The following is an 18611-nucleotide window of genomic DNA, read 5'->3' on the forward strand; positions in this document are numbered from 1 at the left end:
GGTACAATCTTGCTTTGCATACATATAAACGTGCTGCATGTTTGTGTTCGGTACTCATCAATTCATCTTTGGTATTACTCTGCTAAAGTATGAGTTTTGTTTTGCGGGTTTCTCTGGCATCGTCTTCGTTTTTAAAAAAACAAAGTTCAACTGCGGTAGCATTATCGGCATAAATCGCAAAATTGACGCCGCTACCATCCCATGTAGCACCCAATGGGTAAGGACGGCCGGGATGTACTGTGATCTTCTCCATTATCTTTATCAATCAATTTAAACAAAAAATGTTTTAATATTTTGAATCTATTGTCCGATTATTCGAAGTACCTGTACCAGGTTAATTTAAAGCAAACATTGCTGTTGCTACAAGGGACAACCTGATTTTTAAAGATAACAAAATAGCAATTCCACGGGCTGTTGCATTTATGTACATCTTCATGGGCTGTTCAAATCGGCTTCCATCTTCAGGACAACATCTTATTCTTCCACAGGCAATATCAGGGCATCATTTTATATGGGCATCAATATCAAATTCGGTTATGTTGTAGAATACCCGCTAAACAGCAGTTATATGCCCGTTTTCTAATCAGATTAAAAAGCTCTTTACATAAAAGGCCGCGTCATATGAATGACACGGCCAATTTTCTTCATAGGTACATGCGGTAGATGTTCAAACAACAGCGACCTCAAAAAATTGTTTTATTTTATTTACCAAAAGCTTTCTTCAGTTGTTCCGCAGCATAAGCCTGGGCATCCTTAGCTTCAGGCACTACGGCTGCCATTCCGAAAAACTCGTGGGTTACCCCTTCGTAATTTTTACTGTCAACCGTCACCCCTGCTGCCTTTAACTTGTCAGCCAGCATCATCCCGTCAGTATTCAGCGGATCTATCTCTGCCGTGATGATCGTTGTAGGAGGAAGTCCTTTTAAATTTGCATTCACCAGTGAGATCCTCGGATCTTTAGCTTCGGCCATGGCGTTCACGTATTTTTCGGTAAACCATGCCATCATCGGTTTATTCAGCGGATGGGCTTTTGCATAAGCAATATAGGATTTGGTGTTCATATCTGCCTGCGCGATCGGGTAAACCAGTACCTCATGTACCGGGAGCATGATCTTTTTGTCCCTGGCCATGATGCTCACATTCGCGGCAAGGTTACCTCCGGCACTTTCACCTACGACAGCAATTTTCTTAGGATCTCCATTGATAGCAGCCGCGTTTTTAAGCGTCCATTCATAAGCAGCAAAGGAATCGTTATGTGCCGCCGGAAATTTGTTTTCAGGTGCCAGACGGTAAGCAACAGAAACAACTATTGCACCGGCCTGTTCCGCCAGTCCTTGTGCCGACGCATTGTAAACATCAATGTTTGCAATCACAAATCCGCCGCCGTGGTAGTATACAATAACCGGGAAAGGACCTTTTCCGGCTTTTGGAGTATAAATTCTCAAATGAATATTTCCACCCTTAACCGGAATCTCTTTTCCAGCGGTATCTACCGCCGGTGCCGGTACGGCAATATTGTTTTCTTTGATCAGGCCCATTACCGCATCTGTCGGGGTGTGGTTCTTTCTTGCATCCGCCGCACTGAGGCTTTCGGTTGGCTTATCGCCATAACTTACCAGTTTCTCAATGACAGTCTGCATTTCAGGATGAATGGTCGGACCCCATTCCGGTGCAGGCCCTGCAGGCTTCAGCCCGGCCGGCTTACCGCTCATCGTGTTAGTTTCTGTGGTAGTGGTACTGTCTGTAGTAGTAGTGCTTGTTGAGCTCTGGTTACCACAGGAAGCCAGAAATAAGGCCCCTCCGAGAACCGCCAGTTTCGAAGTATTTAAAATGTTTTTCATAGGTATATGTTTTTTATAGATATACCCCCCAACAATACATTAGCATATAAGTTTAGACACACCCCTTACAGGAATGCTTATCAAAAGCATACGGATGTGTTTATTACAACAAATTTGTTTGAAGAGTCAAAACACTGCAGGCCAAATGGTGTTAATGCACTATCTCAATACCTAATACATTTTTCCATGAAAGACAAAAAAAACAGCAAAAGCCAGGAGAACGCAAAACTCATCCAGTTATCTCCCGATAAAGAGAATGGCGGAGGCGAATTCCTGACCACTAACCAGGGACTAAAAATTAATGATAACCAGAATTCACTGAAAGCAGGTGAGCGGGGTGCAACTTTACTGGAAGACTTTATCCTGCGTGAAAAGATCACTCATTTTGACCATGAGCGGATTCCGGAAAGAATCGTACATGCACGTGGTTCAGGAGCGCACGGTATTTTTGAATTATATGAGCCGCTTCCGGAACTTACCAAAGCGGGTTTTTTAAATGATACCAGCATTAAAACCCCGGTTTTCGTTAGGTTTTCCACCGTTGCAGGCTCCAGAGGATCAACAGATCTGGCCCGTGACGTGCGCGGGTTTGCGGTAAAGTTTTACACGCAGGAAGGCAATTTCGACCTTGTAGGTAACAACATGCCCGTTTTCTTTATTCAGGATGCAATAAAGTTTCCTGATCTGATTCATGCTGTTAAACCTGAACCACACAATGAAATCCCGCAGGCTGCCTCCGCACATGATACCTTCTGGGACTTCATTTCATTGATGCCAGAATCTACACACATGATCATGTGGCTGATGTCTGACAGGGCCATCCCACGCAGCTACCGCATGATGGAAGGCTTTGGCGTGCACACCTTCAGGCTGATCAATGCAGAAGGAAAATCCAGCTTTGTAAAATTCCATTGGAAGCCGCTGCTTGGCCTGCACTCCGTTGCCTGGGACGAAGCCAAAAAGATCTCGGGTAATGATCCCGACTTCCACAGAAGGGACCTCTGGGACGCCATTGATGCCGGCGCGCTTCCTGAATGGGAATTTGGCGTACAGATCGTTTCCGAAGAAGATGAACATAAATTTGATTTTGACATTCTTGATCCTACTAAACTGATACCCGAAGAGCTGGTACCCGTACGCAAAATAGGCAAGATGACGCTGAACAGGAACCCTGATAATTTCTTTGCCGAAACAGAACAGGTGGCCTTCCACGTCGGCCATATTGTGCCCGGGATTGATTTTACCAATGACCCTTTACTTCAGGGACGCCTTTTCTCTTATACAGATACCCAGCTCCTGCGTTTAGGAGGTCCTAATTTCCACGAGATCCCGATCAACAGGCCAGTTGCGGGTGTTCATAACAACCAGCGCGACGGACATATGCGTCAAACCATCAATACCAGCCGCACCAGTTATGAGCCAAACAGCATCTCTGCCAACTACCCTAAACAGGCAACTGTCGCCGAAGGCGGGTTCAGCTCCCATCAGGAAAGAATTGACGCAAGGAAGATCAGGGACCGCAGTGAAAGCTTCTTTGACCATTTCAGCCAGGCCACCCTGTTTTACAACAGTCAGTCGGAACCCGAAAAAAACCACCTTGTAGATGCACTGCGCTTTGAACTGGGAAAGGTAGACCGTGAAGACATCCGCAAAAGGATGGTAGGTATCCTTACCCTGGTAGATGGCGGACTGGCAAAAAAAGTTGCCGATGGCCTGGGGCTTGATGTTCCCAAAGGACCGGAGCTTCCCATTAACCATGGCGTTCCTGCAGATGCCGACCCAAAAAAATACGAATCTAAGATCGTCAAATCATCACTCAAGGCATCAGCCGCTTTAAGTATGGCCAATACGCCTAAGGATTCCATTAAAAGCAGGATCATTGCTATCCTTGCCACAGACGGTGTAAACAGCAAACAGCTTAATGCCTTAAAAAAAGAATTGCAGGCTGCTGGCGCAATGGCAAAAATCGTTGCTACGCATAATGGGCATATTAAAGATGATAAAGGACTTGTTATAAAAGTTGACTTTACCTTCCTGACCTCTGCATCGGTATTATTTGATGCCGTATATGTACCCGGTGGTGCAGCAAGTGCACAGGCAATAGCTGCAGAGGCCGATGCACTGCACTTTGTAACGGAAGCTTTCAAACACTGTAAAGCCATCGGTGCCAGCACTGAAGGTATTACTGTACTGGAAGCATCACTGATCCCCTCAGGCAAAAAAGGAGCAACACCTCCGGGGGTCATTCTTGACGGGCAGCCGGCCGACTTTATTGCCGCCGTGGCGCAGCACCGTTTCTGGGAAAGAGAGAAAAAACCAGACGTACCTGCTTAATATGACCAAAACCCCTCGTACGAACCGTATGAGGGGTTGATTACCAATTACATTTATTTTTTTATGGAAATCCAACCAACGCTTATCAATGCCGCAAGAACAGGCGACACCGCCTATCTCCAATCTCTTCTTACCGAGGGGGTAGATGTAAATATAAACGACGAAAAAGGATATACCCCGCTCATCATTGCCTGTTACAATAACCGACTGGAAGCTGCCAGGCTGCTGATTACTGCAGGGGCTGATGTGAATGCCGCAGACATTGGAGGCAATACCGCACTAATGGGCGTCTGCTTTAAAGGTTATCCCGAAATTGCCCGCCTGCTGATAGAAAGCGGCGCCAACCTCAACCTGCAGCACGGTAATGGCGGAACGGCCCTGATGTTTGCTACAATGTTTGGCAGAAATGAGCTGGTCAGGCTGATGCTCGACTACGGCGCTGACCGTAATATTACCGAATTCAGGGGACTGACGGCTTTGGACCTGGCTATACAGCAGGGAAATAAACAAGCAGTAGAATTGCTTGATACTCAAACATAAATTGCCGCAAAGTGTTAAGCCTTTACATCAACCCATAGAAAACCATGGCACAATTAGAAGTTCAACCAAAAAAATATAAAGGCTGGTTCAGCTGGCTGATCGCGATCGCAGCACTTGGTCTTACCCTGTTTTATTTTCTTAGTGATAAAATCATTTATTAATTTTCCATGGAACGTAAAGAAAATGAGCATGAACTAAAGCTCCTGAAGGAGCTCAGCACCAGTGACTTTGAGATTAAAGACGGCCAGCCTGATATTATTCACTGGAAGGTGCTGAACTCCGCAGGACAAGACCTGGGAATGGTGACGGAACTGCTTTTTGATGAAGAAGAACAGAAAGTACGATACCTCATACTGAACCTCAAAGGCAATATCTGGAATATGGCAGAAAGAGAAGTACTGATTCCTATTGGGGTGGCAGAACTTGACGCGGTCCATGATCAGGTAATCCTTCCTAATATTACCGCGCAACAGATCCTGGTCCTTCCGGAATATACCAAAGGAAAAGCGACCATGTCTGCAGATTCAACGCTCTACGGGCACAAGGATTTTGATGAGTCTAACCTCTACGCAAGAAGGCAGGCTGGAAGTTACGAAGACCACATCCCTTTCCAGGTCATCACCAGGATCTACCAGGAAGAGAATGAAGCGGAAAATGCATTTGTCATGCTGCTTGAAAACGGATTCTCCGAGGCAGACCTTAAGGTTACTCCCTATAACCCGTTAAACAGCGTTACAGACCTCGCAGGCAATACAAATACAGAGTTTATCGGGGACGGATCGAGAGACGAATATATCTTAAGCATCGCTGCTCATTCAGCAGAACAGGCGGCTCTTGCCCATCAGCTGCTCGATCCCGAAGCATAATCTTCTTATACAAATGTTAAATAAATCCGTTGATCAGGATGTGGCAAGGTGTTTGTCTTACACTATATATCAATCTACCAAATGATAAACTTCATGTCAAATCAACTGAATAATAATATGATAAAAAACTCGGACATTAGTGCGCTCGCAGCTAATTTTCGGGAATATATTGCCCGCAATAAAACTGAAGAGGAAAGAGATCAGTTGATTGAGGACCTGACGTCAAGAAACCAGGATCTCAGCCAATTCGCTTATATTACCTCACACAACCTGCGTGCACCCTTGTCGAACCTTATTGGTCTGATAGATATTCTTAATTATGATCTTCTTGACGAATACAATAAAAAAATTGTAGACATGTTCAGGGATTCGGCAGACAAATTAAACGAGACGATCTATGACCTCACGCAGATGCTGAGCCTGAAATCCAACAAAGATATTAAGATCGAAAATATCAGTGTTTCGCGTATTTTTAAAAAAGTATGTAATTCCTTCACCAAACAAATACACACAATGGGGATATACCTACACACCGACTTTCAGTGTGAAATGATCCCCTTTAACAAGAGTTACCTGGAAAGTATCCTAATGAATTTAATGTCTAATTCTGTAAAATACTGTTCAGAAAACCGTCCACTAAGAATAGAAACAACCACAAGGCTCGATGAAGCTGGAAATATCATTCTTACCTTCAAAGATAACGGCATGGGCATAGACCTTCTGAAACATAAAGACCGCATCTTTGGATTGAATGAGCGTTTCCATAACCACGTGAATGGAAGCGGCGTAGGATTGTTTATTACCAAAACCCAGATCACTTCACTGGGCGGCGAAATTTCAGTTAAAAGTGAGGTTGATAAAGGCTCAACGTTCACCGTTACCATAAAAAACATTCAGGTTGTGTAACATCAATATGTGTCAAGACTAAAGCGGTTTAACTTATTCTATTTCATAGTTTTGGATATAAATAACTCATCCATACCCATGAAAAGAAATCTACTTATGATCGCCGCTATACTGGCAGTATTTACCTTGTCAAACTTCAGAGCAAGTGCACAGGTTGCACCCATAACATCAGGAAATGTTCCCCTGAGTATTATTCTGGCAGATGCAGTCACCATTACCCTGGAAGCAGCACCTGCTGTGTCTTTTAGCTACTCCCTGCCTACAGACTACATCGGTCCGCGACTGGTAAATAAACCAACCCACTTTTCGATTTTCAGTAACAGGAACTATACCTTAAGCGTTAAGGCCGATGCCGCTTTTCAAACGCCAACTACTGGTCCTTCAATACCCCTTAGTGCCGTAAATGTAGCCGTAAAAAGCTCATTACCCGCAACAGGAATTACACCTGCTACGGTGGTATTGAGTACACAAGGGGCTGACCTCCTTACCCCTGCACCCGCTACGCTGGGTACCGTATACAGCATTGATTATACCATTCCATCATCCGTACCGCTCCTGGGCGTTACTGCGGGAACCTATACTACAAATGTGATTTACACAGTAACCCAATTGTAGTATTTAAATGAAACTATTATCTATTGTTCTATTCATTATTAGCCTTGCCTTCATACTGCCGTCAGCGGTGAAAGGGCAAGGCTTTTCAATTTCACCTTCGAGGGTATTCTTTACCGGTAATCCTGGAGAAACCGTAACGCAGGACCTTATCTTTGCCAATACCTCCTCAAAAAAGTTATCCTTTGTTACCAAAATGCAGGACTGGGAAAGGGACAGCATTGGAAATAAGGTATATTACGATGGCAATACACAGCCCGGTTCAAATACTAAATGGCTCTCCATCCCGGGTAATGAGATCACAATAGAGTCCGGAGAAACAAAACAGGTGATCCTCACTATGGTAATTCCTCCGGATGCCAATAAACTGAGCCACAGTATGATCTTCTTCACTCAAAGACAGGAACAGCAGCCCCTGAAACCGGCAAAGGCATCCATTGGCATTAACATCATCATGGAAGTGGGCATTCAGGTTTATTATACTCCGAAAGGATTAAATGCGGGCGATCTGGAATTTAAGGCTTTTGAGGACCGCGGCATTGTCGAAACTGCGGGAGTCAAAAACCGAAGGGTAGCGATCAAGATCCATAACAACGGAGAGGTCAACAAAGATGCATGGGTACGCCTGGAGCTGACCAATAAAGAAACGGGAGAAGAGGTCAAAATTGAGCCCACAACAATTGCCATGCTGCCCGATGCCACGCAATGGGTAACTATTAACCTGCCGGCAACGTTAAAGGGAAAATACCTTGCTATTGCCATGCTTGATGCCGGATCGTTTTACGATTTAAAAGTTGCAGAAAAAGAACTTATATACCGTCCTTAGTGCAGCCCTCTGCATCATTGCAGCTATAAGTGCGCAGGCACAGGTATCAATTACATTACCTGCTGCAAATATTGTTGCACAAAGTCCCTACTCAACTACTGTTACGAATGGCACCACAGGCATCCTGCTACTGGGCGGATCTATATATGTGGCCAACGCTACCGGCGGTTATCCGGCAACTCCGGTAAGCGGCCTTCCAACCTTACCGTTAGCCATACTCACCGTGCAGGCAATTTCTGTTGGCCCCGTAAACTTACTGAACTCCACTTTCGAAGTAACTCCCGATGCAACGAGAAAGAAAATATTTGCAGCGGGAGTATCCGGAGGTGGTACGATATCTTCCACTTACAAGATCATTACCACTGCAACCACCTGGCAGGCAGGAACGTATGAAGCACCACTGCTTTATACCGCAGATGGACTGGGAAACTCTGTTACCCCACCCTCACAGGCAATGAGCCTGATTGTCCCTGCTTTTATATCCACTACCAGCCCTGTCATACCCAATACCACCATCAACGTCAATAACCTCTCTTTTTTCACCAACGGGATCAGTATCAGCTCGCAGGTGGGTTATCATACCACCGTTCCTACCCTGCTAAAGGTTAAAACAGCTGCAGCAAACTTTACCTACACCTCAGTTCCGGCCGGCATGTCAGATCCTTCCACTCCGGTGGGTAAGATGACAGTAGCTTTGACCGGCACCGTAACCGGGCCTACTGTCGCCCTTGCAAGCAGCGATGTTACCCTTAGTCCTGCCGCAGGCATCTCTGTTACGTCCTATACAGCAAACAACAACCTGCCGGTTCCAACTTTCAGCATATCGGCAGCGGATCTGAAAAGTTCATTCGTTAACGCAGGCACCTATGATGCAGCCTTAACCTATACAATAGCTCCCTTTACAGGTACAACACCAGCCAGCATCACAAAAACCAGTAGTATGAGGGTCACAGTGGCAAGTCTCGCCGCCTTCACTGTGCCAACTACAGCCGTCAACCTTAACTTTGGAACCGCTGCAGATTATAAGCTGGGCGTAAACAAAAATGTCCCTGCACAGCTGACGGTCAGCAGCACCCTTCCCTATAATATTACAGTTAGAGCCAATACCGCTGCTTTTACCAACGGAACGAATACCATTCCATTAAATCTGCTCACTATCTCGGGAGTAAATGCAGGCGACAATATTATCCCCATCACACTTTCTACCACGGCGAAGAACCTTGTTAGCGGGGCAAATCCAGTGATTGGCCGTACCTATGACCTGAAATATAGCATTCCAGCAAGTACCGCCCTGCTGAATAAAGCGACCGGCACCTATGCTACCACTATCGTCTTCAGCTATGTAGCTCCCTGAAGGAGGCTCCTTTTAGAAATGGCTGACCGCAACTTTCCTGCGTTCATCCTTATAGAGAAAGGTCAGCATCTGTACCTGCCTGCCTTCCAGCAGCACTTCTTCTTTTCCGTTCTGAATTGAAAAAGGCATCCCCTCCGTATCAATATAAACAGTGTACTTGTTCCTTGGCAGGTAAAAACAAAAAGCCCCCGCATCGTCTGTCAGGGTGTGATGGATACGACCATTGGCATCTATTGCATTTACACGGATGCCGGCCAGCAGTGGCTTCCCGTTCAGGTATTTGCTTGGCAGCAATTTTAAACAGCCATTCAAAGCCTGCGTTTTGACCAGCGGGATATCCAGCTTTTTAGACTTATCCAGGAAAACAACAGTAGGTTCCTCCAGGCTCCAGCCTTTGGTATTGGTTACGTTAACAGCATACTCCTGTTTGTTCATGTCTTTAAACTCAACTCTGCCCCTGCTATTTGTCAGTGCGGCATCACTGTTGATCTTTATCAGCACCCCCGGCAGTACCGGTTCATCAGTCTCCCGTAGTCCGTTACCATTTCGATCTTCATAATAGGTTAGTTCCAGTTTTTTGGTACCTGCATTGGGCTGTTTCCCAAACTGTTTTTCTATGCCAACCCGTAACTGCCTGTTGTTATAGGTGAAATTGGAGCTGATTACTGTCGCATTCAGTACCGGATCATATTGTGCGCCTATTACCCTTTGCTTTGATATGGAATAGACAATATCACTGGTGAGGGCCCAGTTTCCTTTCATATTGTACTTCAATGCAGTAGTGCCGCTGTAATTGTTGCTGTGGCTAAAACCATAATAAGTGTACATGCCGCCGAGCTGCACAGCCAGGCTATTTTTAAAGGCGCTAAAATGCAAATTTGGCCCAAATGAATACAGGTTATAGCTGGTGTCTCCGGTTGACGCCAGAACGTCTGATAAATAATAAGGATTTACCTGCACCAGACCAGTGAAGCCCAGCAAGGGCATTACGTAATTTGTATTCAATTTTATTGAACTGAATGGTGCCGGAGGTTTCCCGGAGGTATTCAGGTATGTATAACCATAATCTGCCGAAAGAGAGAAACTATGTATCGTACTGTTGTACGCCATATTGGCAAGGAACCTGAGCGAACCGGATTTCCAGTCCGAGTAAATCAATGCGCCTTCCTGTAAGACCTGGCGGGTAAGCTGCTGGTTCATGAAATACGGGCTCAAACTAAAGGAAAAACCGCCTATCCTGTGACTGTATCCCAGTTCATACTGATAGATCGCATTTTTGTTTACGCCAAGGCTCAGTGCACTGTTAAAATTATCCTGGTACCTGGCATTCTGCACCTGTATCCTCACGTTTGTGAACAGGTTGTTCGTCTTGTCCAGCTTGCCGACAATACGTAAGTCGGACAGCAGCAGTCCACGCCGCAAACCGGTATAATAGGGGCTATTGTAGGATGTGCTTGTATTGAAATTAAATCTTTCAGTATTTACCGTGTAGTTCATACCTCCGGAAAAACCCTGTCTTGGGGCAGTCCCACCCAGGCGCTGCTCTTCCAGTGAATAACCTGCTTCCAGGCCCAGCACTTTTTCGTCACCGAACCTGAATTCGGATTTAGTGCTTAGCTGGCTGGCATCAAGTCCGGTAAACGGGTCGCTGCTATGGATCATCGTCAGTCTTCTTTCGCCAGCTACATTTTTGAGATCATAGTCCAGCGCAAAGGTTTTAGCACCAGGAATAGAATTATTGAGCTGGTCGAATAAAAGATAATTACTCTGTACGCCAACCAGGGAGAACACCCCGCCGTCGGCCATTTTAATATTGGCTTTCAGTCCGCGGCCTCCCAATTGGAAGTCCACATTCTCATAGATATTACCTGCTTTGAGTCCCCAGCTTTTCGTTTGGTAATCTATGAAAGTATTGTTGATATTGATCCCGCTCAGGCCGGGTTGTTTATACTGGCTTACATTGAGCTTATATTCCAGCACTTTGCTATCACCGAACATAGTTTTTCCATTACTCTGCAGCTGATAAAAATAAGAATTGCTGTTAAAACTTCCATAACGCAGGGCGATGGAGTTGGGAGGGATGCCACCAAAGCCATCATTACCCTGTCCCAGTCTTCTTCCGCTGGTCACATTCAGTATCCTGACCATCTTTACAGCCAGCTGTTCATTATTCACGCTTACGGCTTTAATGGTTACTACAAAGTCGGGAGTAGCCCTGATACCAGATTTGTTCCTTGCTAAAAAAGGCAGTAAACGCTGTTCGCCTGGCTGCAGTGTCTGGGTGGTGGTCTGCCCGGCAAACTCCAGTCCGTCAGGAATTCCTGAAAGCAGCAGCCTGAAGGTTAGCGGTATAAACCCATTGTTTGCACAGCGTACGAGTAGCTGTACCTGGTTGGTCAGCTGGCTGAGGTAGATCTCATCTTCATCTGTACCGAGGGTCAGCCCGCCCACATCACTTAACTGCGTAATAAAACGGGCGCTTTTTTGCACGCTGATGCCAGCCTTTGAGGCCTGCAACTGAAGGGAAAAGACCTGGACGTTAGCGCCGATCACCTGTCTGTCCGCAATATATTTCAATGGAAAAGCCTTCGTTTCGCCTGGCTGCAGAACTAGACTGTCCGGGAGAGAGATCAGACTCCTGATCAATTGTTTCCCTGCAGGATCCTGCTTCAGCACCACCATCTCCTTATAGGGGTTAGTTACCCGCAGTAAATTCGAAAAAGTAGTTCCTCCTTTAATCTCCAGCGTATCCTGTGTAAAAGCGTATTTAACCTGTGCGGAAGCTTTAGGCGCAGTAAACGCGAAGCAAAGAAACAACCAAAGAAGCTTCCAATAGCGGTAAGAATACATTATGCAGGTAGATTTGCTTCAAATGGCTTAAGAGTTGAGTGTCCGGCCAATTATTTATATTGGGCAAGCAGTTCGCCCTTACTGTTTATGTTCAGCTTTTTATAGGTTCTCTTGATATACTGGCGTACAGTATCCAGGGAGATCCCATATTTATAACCGATCAGCTTATAACTCAGCCCATTTTTAAGCCCGTCTACAATCTGGCGTTCCCTTAAGCTCAGGTTACTTTGATAATCCATCGTCTGCTGTACTTGCTGAATAACATTCCTGGAGATCAAGGGACTAAAAACGGAGCCTCCCTTATGGGTAGTGACAATCGTAGAGATCACCTCATTTACACAGGTATCTTTTGTCAGGTATCCCATTGCGCCCGCCTTTACACAGGCAAGAACACTGTGGGGGTCCTGAATATGGCTGTAAACCACCACATTTGTATTCGGAAATTTACGGTAGATCTCCATAATGGACTGAACGCCGTTCTTTTCGATGTCCAGCAACGTTACATTCGGTTCCTGTGAAGGCTGTACCTTTTTGCATTCGTCCATCGAACCCACCTCAAGGGTCACTTTCAAATTGTACTGCTGCTGCTGATCCAGCATAACGCGCATCATACCCCTGCTCTGTTGGTTGCCGTCAATAATTCCTACTTTGATCATACCATGCTCTCCTTTCTTCTTCTTTGCCGTCTGAATAGTTCTGACGATATAAAATAAAGTTAAGCAATACCTCATTCTCCCGTATTATTCATTCCGTTCATTTACGGATCAATAATGAACAGGAAAGATATTCACAGAAAAGGCGTTTATTTTAAGAGGGGAAAGCTTAGATTTTTTCCAGTATCTCCATGAATTTTTCCTTCACCAGGGGCTTAATGATAAATTCAGCAACCAGAGGAATACTTTTTGAACGTTCCATCTCATGGGGAGAAATTGAGGAGGAAACGATATACAATTCATTTTCCTTGGCGAAAGAAGGAGCCAGTTCCTCGTATTCCTTCAGGAATTCCCATCCGTCCATTACCGGCATATTCAGGTCCAGGAAGATAATGTCAGGCAGAAGTGCGGGCTGGTCCTGGATCTTTTTTAAATGGGTAATCGCTTTTAAGCCATCAGAGAAAACCTCGACATCAACATCTTTCCTTACCCTTAAGATCGTCTTTGTGGTAAGAAACACATAAATGTCGTCATCATCAATGAGATAAACTTTCTTCATTACCAGTTCATATTTTGATTCACAAATTCTACAGAAAAAATACATCCCTGATCCGGCAGGCTTTCTACCCAGATCTTCCCACCCATGGCCTCAACCTGCGTTTTGGTCATAAACAGGCCTAATCCTTTGGCATCAGGGTGGCGGTGGAATACTTTCCCGATTTTAAAAATGTTGTCTTTATGTTTTGACAAGTCGATACCTAATCCGTTATCCCGTACTGTAAGCACAACATTGCCCGCTTTTATTTTAGAAGACAGGTTAACCGACAATTGCCTGTCGGGGCTCTGGTATTTAATGGCGTTGCTGATTAAGTTATAGAAGATGCTGGCGAGGTATTTATGGGGGTATAGGATTGCGGGTGCCTCTTCAAAATCAACAGAGATCTTTGCCTGGGTTTTTTTGATCTCTCTGAACAATCCGTCCAGCGCTTCCTGCAAACAGGCTGCCAGGTTCAGGTTATCGGATTTAACGTTATTATCCTGCCTGATCTGTATAGATTCCACCAGTTCATTGAAGGTACTTTTCAGGCTCTCAATTACGGGTTCCAGTTTCGAGACCAGTAATTTCTGTTCTGCTATGTCTTCAGATTCCTTGATGAACTCTGTCAGCATGGCCATGTTGATCAGGGGGCCTCTCAGGTTATGTGATACCACATTACAAAAGTCTATCAGCTGCGTATTCTGGATAGCCAGCCGTTCCATGATCTGGCTTTGTTTCTCCTCGAGCGATTTCCGTTCACTGATATCTACTCCAAACCCAATGACCATAATGAAATTTCCCTGCTCATCATGCATAGGGAACATCCTGCGCAGGAAAGTGATCACCTTGCCATCGGGGCTGGTCTGGCTTTCTTCCCAGCCAAGGGCCTTTCCTGTTTTCTTTACTTCCAGGAATTTAGCACGCCTGCCCTCCGCGATCTTAGGGTCGCGGTTCCTGTAAGTACCATATTCAAAATCATCTTTTCCGATAATATACTTCCGGTATTCTTCATTCTTGATCGCTCCCGGGTTGACAAAAAGATATTTGTGATCGGCATCAAAAACCACGATGTCGGTAGGGATATTATTGAGAATGCTTTCGTAAAATTCCTTGATACTTTTATTGATCACCGGCATCCTCATCTGCAGAAGTCTAACTACCTGCTCTGCCAGCAATGCAAGCCCCTCGTTCTGTTCAGGTGTCAGGGTAGTGGTTTTATAACCCGCAACGCTCAAATGCCCTATGACCAGGGTCTTATTCACCACTATCGGAACGGCAATAAAAAAGGGGTATTTCTCCGCTGCTGAATTATTTCTTGGAGTTTGCACACACTCAACGCCCAGCCTGGCTTTGTACCAGATCCTTTCTTTATCTACAAAAGTAAGCGTAGAAACGGGTGCATGCGATATGATAGAGGCAAGTTTAACGATATGATCAAACTCTTGTTCTATACCGGTATCCAAAATTTCCAACACATAAAGCGCGTCTATTCTATCGGCTTCATTATCTAGTGATGGGGCATTAATCATAAGCGGGATCAGTCACAATTCTAAGATACAAAGCTAGTTATAAGATTAGTTCTTTTCTTTAAAAAGAAAACCATTTCATTATCATCAACTAAGGTATAATTTTTTTTCCACATTTAAAACTTCATCATCCTTAACAACAATGCTTTTCAGGCATTAATTGCCAAATATGTAAATAAACTAAATTGTTTTTGCACGTACTCATAAATTATTTGGTGAATGTCAAAATGATTGAATATTTTAGTATATTAAAAGGTTAGGGGACAAAACTTTAGGGTGATTTACATTACAATTCTGAACGTATGACAGCGCATGCAGAAATCAACAGAGAATTCCTGACCATTGTAGAAAAAAGTCGGGAACTGGTGCTATTCATCAGTACAAACGGCAGTATAAATTATGCCAGTCCGGCCGCCGGAACATTACTCGGATTTGAAGAAATTGAATTCAGGCAGATGAACGTCAGAGACCTTGTTCATCCGGATGATCTCTGTCATTTGAAAGCCCGGTTATGCCGCATACTGGCAGATCCCGCAAAGGCAATCAGCGTACAGCTCAGGAGTGTCAGTTCCCAGGGCAAATTCCATTGGATTGAGGGGCTGGCAACCAATATGCTCAATGAGAAAGGTTTTAATTCCATAGTGGTGAAATTTCAGGACATCACGTCACGCATTCTGTCAGAAGAAGAAAGCAAAGCCGCACTCCTGGAACTCAGCAGGAAAAACCAGGAGCTGAACCAGTTCATCTATATTATTTCTCATAACCTGAGGACTCCCCTGTCAAACCTGATCGGGTTAATCAACATTCTGGAGTCAGATCTGCTGGACGAATACAACAAAGGCATAGTCGGTCTCTTCAAAAGCTCTACCGAACGTTTAAATGAAACCGTATTTGATCTCGGCCATATGCTCAGTCTGAAAGAAGGGGCGGTAAAAGTGACTTGTGTTGATGTGAAGGAAGTATTTGAAAAAGTATGCTGTTCCTTTCATGAGCAGATCCTGAGGTCGGGCGTTACGTTATACACCAGTTTCAGCTGTTCACATCTATTCTTTAACAAGAGTTATCTCGAAAGCATCCTGATGAATTTCTTATCAAATTCGATTAAATACCGGGATTATAACCGGCCGCTGGAGATCCATCTCTCGGTATATAAAGACGAGCAGCAGCACTGCATGCTCACCTTTTCAGATAACGGTACGGGGATAGATCTCGACACCAATGAACATGAGCTTTTCGGGCTCCATAAACGCTTTCACAATCATATCACAGGTAACGGTGTAGGCCTCTATATTACCAAATCACAGGTCACTTCCTTAGGAGGAACAATTGAAGTAAGCAGCAAGGTAAACGAGGGAACTATCTTCAGCATCCGTTTCGGATCATCCACTAGCCGGGCAGACCAGAACCATCTGCCTGTCCCACAATAGCCTTAATGGCCACATTCAGTTTTTGTGAAGAGTCTTTCAGGAAGGTCAGCGTTTCCTGAGTATCTTCACCGGGATATTTGATGAGGAACTCTGTCAGGCTCATGATGTTCGCCAGAGGTGCCCTTACCATATGGCTCTGTATCCAGGCAATTTCTTTCAGGTCCTTATTCTGGCGCTCAATTTCTTTGATATAATTAATCCGTTCAGACACATCTGTAGCCAGCACAAGCCTGGCTTCACGTTCTTCAAACCGGATCACATTGGTTTCAATTTCTACGGGGAAGGCATCATGGTCCTTGTTGATATGGATCAGCACGCCAGAATAGTCGCGGCTTCTGATCATACTGTTTAAATCCAGCAGCTTGCTGGTTTCCGTTTGCGGACGGATGTCATTGATGTTCATCTGCAGGAACTCCTCCTTGTTATATCCGTACTTGGCAATTGCAGCTTCATTCACATGCAGGAAACGACCGTTCTCCATGTCAAACACATACATGGGCACCGGGTTCGCCTCAAAGGTTGTACGATAATATTTTTCTGACGCATCCAGCTTCGAAACTAATGTGGCCTCCTTCTGTATCGTCAGCTCAAGGCCGCTTAATACTTTACTTACTAGCATCACGCTGATCAGGCTGACGAAGATCAGGTTCCCGGAGTAAGAAGCCCACAACGGCAGGTCGTAACTGTCCAGTAAAGGGCTGTCAAATAACTTGTACTGTATCACTGCCCCAAAACCGGCACAGATCAGCACATTCAAGCCAACAAGATAATAAGCCACCGGGCGCGGGAAGATCATTGCGCAAAATATGGTGATGATGATCAGGTATAATACCCCAGGCCCTTCTGATCCCAGCAAAGCGATATAAATGATCGCCAGCACATAGAGAAGGAATAATGCCAGTATTTTACGGGTCTGAATCATGATTTTTTTATTGAAGATAATATAAAGCAATGCAAAACCAAACACGATGTTAAACCATTGTACTGTAGTACTACCAGCAAAAATACCGAAACTCGTGGATGAAACAAATGCTATGATACTAACGACCAAAGCATAGCTTATCATATTAGTGAACATCTTTTTTCTCCAAAAAACATGTTCTTCTTCAGATGGATCTGCCTTCCTGAGGATAGCCCTTTCTATAAGGCTTTTAGCTTTCCACCAATAAACTTTTAAAGAAAACATAAATATTAAAACACAACATTAAAACAGTGAACACTTGCAATTTCCAATTCCTGAAGTCCCATTTTTACATGCTTGTTCATTATCATAGGTTTTATATTGATTTGTTTATATTTAGCAAAAGTTACTCCAAGTTTATACCATGAGCACATCTCCGGGACCAAAGGACCTGTTTTCAAGCGATGCCACGTTCGACAGCCTCTATTCCCTGAGGGCGCGGCAGCTGTCATTAATGCACTGGACACCGCTGAATATTGCAAAAAAGGCCGCAGAGTATCTCACAGCAGGCTCAGGGACTGCTATTTTGGATATCGGAAGCGGAGTTGGCAAATTTTGCCTTGTGGCTGCACATTATTTTCCGGCTCATTTTTTTTATGGTGTTGAGCAGCGGAAAGCATTAATAGACGAGGCAATTATTGCCCAAAATGCAACATCCATGTGTAATGTAAAATTCATTCATGCCAATTTTACCGAGCTGGATATGGACCAGTATGACCACTTTTATTTTTACAATTCCTTCAGTGAGAACATTGTACACTATAAACCTATTGACAACCTGATCCAGACCTCAGCAGAGATCTATGATGAGTACCTGTCTCAATTTTATGAGCTGCTTGAAAACAAACCTGCGGGCACGCGGCTGGCAACTTTTCACTGTTCCGATGGGGATGTACCCCCAGCCTATAAACGTTCAGGATATACAACCGGAGAGCCCCTCAGCCTCTGGATAAAACAATAACGTCATAAATTTCGAAACCTATACATCCATATTCACTTCGGGTACGTAATATACTTTACCAGATTTAAACCGAAATGAAAATGATTGAAATTGAAGTGATGTGCCAGCATTATATCGGCACGTTACAGATTGAACCCATCTATGATGATCACTCGCTGTTTTCGGTATACCTCAAACATGAATTTCTCGGATACATCCAACCCGTAAAAGGCCAGGACCTGGTACGGTGGTATTCTCATGAAATTACAGATAAGGAACTGGTCAGCCAGGTTGGGGAATGGGCGGAGTATCATTTCCCCTTAACAGAAAAAAGCTTTAAACCTATTTACAACTTTAAGTTTTTTGTGCAGTTTATGACAGGGCTGCTCGCAATGGTCATTCGCTGGGGATCGTCCGGGGGGTAAAAATAACAGCAG

17 protein-coding genes are annotated in these 18611 nt (G+C 44.6%); 10 read left to right on the forward strand and 7 right to left on the reverse strand.

The features are described from left to right. Positions 1–82: 82 nt before the first annotated feature. Positions 83–253 (reverse strand): hypothetical protein, encoded by a 171-nt coding sequence (locus BLW16_RS14210; RefSeq protein ID WP_217631574.1) that lies wholly within the window; start codon positions 251–253, stop codon positions 83–85. Positions 254–701: 448 nt separating this feature from the next. Continuing rightward, positions 702–1841, reverse strand: coding sequence for an alpha/beta hydrolase (locus BLW16_RS14215; protein ID WP_090557737.1), 1140 nt, complete (start codon positions 1839–1841; stop codon positions 702–704). Between the two features lie 186 nt (positions 1842–2027). Between BLW16_RS14215 and BLW16_RS14220 the strand changes: the two genes are divergently transcribed. The 7 genes from BLW16_RS14220 to BLW16_RS14250 all read left to right on the forward strand — a co-directional run bounded on the left by BLW16_RS14220 (position 2028) and on the right by BLW16_RS14250 (position 9279). Continuing rightward, positions 2028–4175 (forward strand): catalase, encoded by a 2148-nt coding sequence (locus tag BLW16_RS14220; protein WP_090557738.1) that lies wholly within the window; start codon positions 2028–2030, stop codon positions 4173–4175. A 63-nt stretch (positions 4176–4238) separates the two neighbouring features. Next, complete coding sequence (locus tag BLW16_RS14225) at positions 4239–4715, forward strand: ankyrin repeat domain-containing protein (RefSeq protein WP_090557740.1); 477 nt, start codon at positions 4239–4241, stop codon at positions 4713–4715. Between the two features lie 167 nt (positions 4716–4882). Further along, positions 4883–5581 carry a PRC-barrel domain-containing protein gene (locus tag BLW16_RS14230; RefSeq protein WP_090557743.1) on the forward strand — a complete coding sequence of 233 codons (699 nt, stop codon included), beginning with the start codon at positions 4883–4885 and terminating at the stop codon, positions 5579–5581. A 117-nt stretch (positions 5582–5698) separates the two neighbouring features. Continuing rightward, positions 5699–6487: a sensor histidine kinase gene (locus BLW16_RS14235; RefSeq protein WP_175470583.1), complete on the forward strand. Its 789-nt coding sequence runs from the start codon at positions 5699–5701 to the stop codon at positions 6485–6487. A gap of 78 nt (positions 6488–6565) precedes the next feature. Beyond that, positions 6566–7102, forward strand: a complete 537-nt coding sequence (locus BLW16_RS14240) for a hypothetical protein (protein WP_090557748.1) — start codon at positions 6566–6568, stop codon at positions 7100–7102. A gap of 7 nt (positions 7103–7109) precedes the next feature. Beyond that, complete coding sequence (locus BLW16_RS14245) at positions 7110–7925, forward strand: COG1470 family protein (protein ID WP_090557750.1); 816 nt, start codon at positions 7110–7112, stop codon at positions 7923–7925. Beyond that, entirely contained in the window at positions 7894–9279 is a 1386-nt protein-coding gene (locus BLW16_RS14250) for a hypothetical protein (RefSeq protein WP_090557752.1), read from the forward strand. The genes BLW16_RS14245 and BLW16_RS14250 overlap by 32 nt, the downstream gene beginning before the upstream one ends. Before the next feature lie 12 nt (positions 9280–9291). Here BLW16_RS14250 and BLW16_RS14255 read toward each other — a convergent pair whose 3' ends face one another. The 4 genes from BLW16_RS14255 to BLW16_RS14270 all read right to left on the reverse strand — a co-directional run bounded on the left by BLW16_RS14255 (position 9292) and on the right by BLW16_RS14270 (position 14849). Beyond that, positions 9292–12129, reverse strand: coding sequence for a hypothetical protein (locus tag BLW16_RS14255; RefSeq protein ID WP_090557755.1), 2838 nt, complete (start codon positions 12127–12129; stop codon positions 9292–9294). Between the two features lie 50 nt (positions 12130–12179). Further along, positions 12180–12860 carry a LuxR C-terminal-related transcriptional regulator gene (locus BLW16_RS14260; protein WP_090557758.1) on the reverse strand — a complete coding sequence of 227 codons (681 nt, stop codon included), beginning with the start codon at positions 12858–12860 and terminating at the stop codon, positions 12180–12182. Between the two features lie 91 nt (positions 12861–12951). Further along, complete coding sequence (locus BLW16_RS14265) at positions 12952–13341, reverse strand: response regulator (RefSeq protein WP_090557761.1); 390 nt, start codon at positions 13339–13341, stop codon at positions 12952–12954. Then, entirely contained in the window at positions 13341–14849 is a 1509-nt protein-coding gene (locus BLW16_RS14270; protein WP_090557763.1) for a sensor histidine kinase, read from the reverse strand. The genes BLW16_RS14265 and BLW16_RS14270 overlap by 1 nt, the downstream gene beginning before the upstream one ends. A 299-nt stretch (positions 14850–15148) precedes the next feature. Here BLW16_RS14270 and BLW16_RS14275 point away from each other — a divergent pair, with 299 nt between their 5' ends. Then, on the forward strand, positions 15149–16273 hold the full coding sequence (locus BLW16_RS14275; protein WP_090557766.1) for a sensor histidine kinase: 1125 nt from the start codon (positions 15149–15151) through the stop codon (positions 16271–16273). Here the strand turns inward: BLW16_RS14275 and BLW16_RS14280 are convergent. Then, on the reverse strand, positions 16233–17459 hold the full coding sequence (locus BLW16_RS14280; RefSeq protein ID WP_090557768.1) for a PAS domain S-box protein: 1227 nt from the start codon (positions 17457–17459) through the stop codon (positions 16233–16235). The genes BLW16_RS14275 and BLW16_RS14280 overlap by 41 nt on opposite strands. 139 nt (positions 17460–17598) lie before the next feature. Here BLW16_RS14280 and BLW16_RS14285 point away from each other — a divergent pair, with 139 nt between their 5' ends. Both BLW16_RS14285 and BLW16_RS14290 read left to right on the forward strand, forming a co-directional pair. Next, positions 17599–18195 (forward strand): class I SAM-dependent methyltransferase, encoded by a 597-nt coding sequence (locus BLW16_RS14285; protein ID WP_090557771.1) that lies wholly within the window; start codon positions 17599–17601, stop codon positions 18193–18195. An 80-nt stretch (positions 18196–18275) separates the two neighbouring features. Then, complete coding sequence (locus BLW16_RS14290) at positions 18276–18599, forward strand: hypothetical protein (RefSeq protein WP_139298323.1); 324 nt, start codon at positions 18276–18278, stop codon at positions 18597–18599. The last annotated feature ends 12 nt before the right edge of the window (positions 18600–18611 follow it).

It is taken from the genome of Pedobacter hartonius (assembly GCF_900107535.1).
Classification (GTDB): domain Bacteria; phylum Bacteroidota; class Bacteroidia; order Sphingobacteriales; family Sphingobacteriaceae; genus Pedobacter; species Pedobacter hartonius.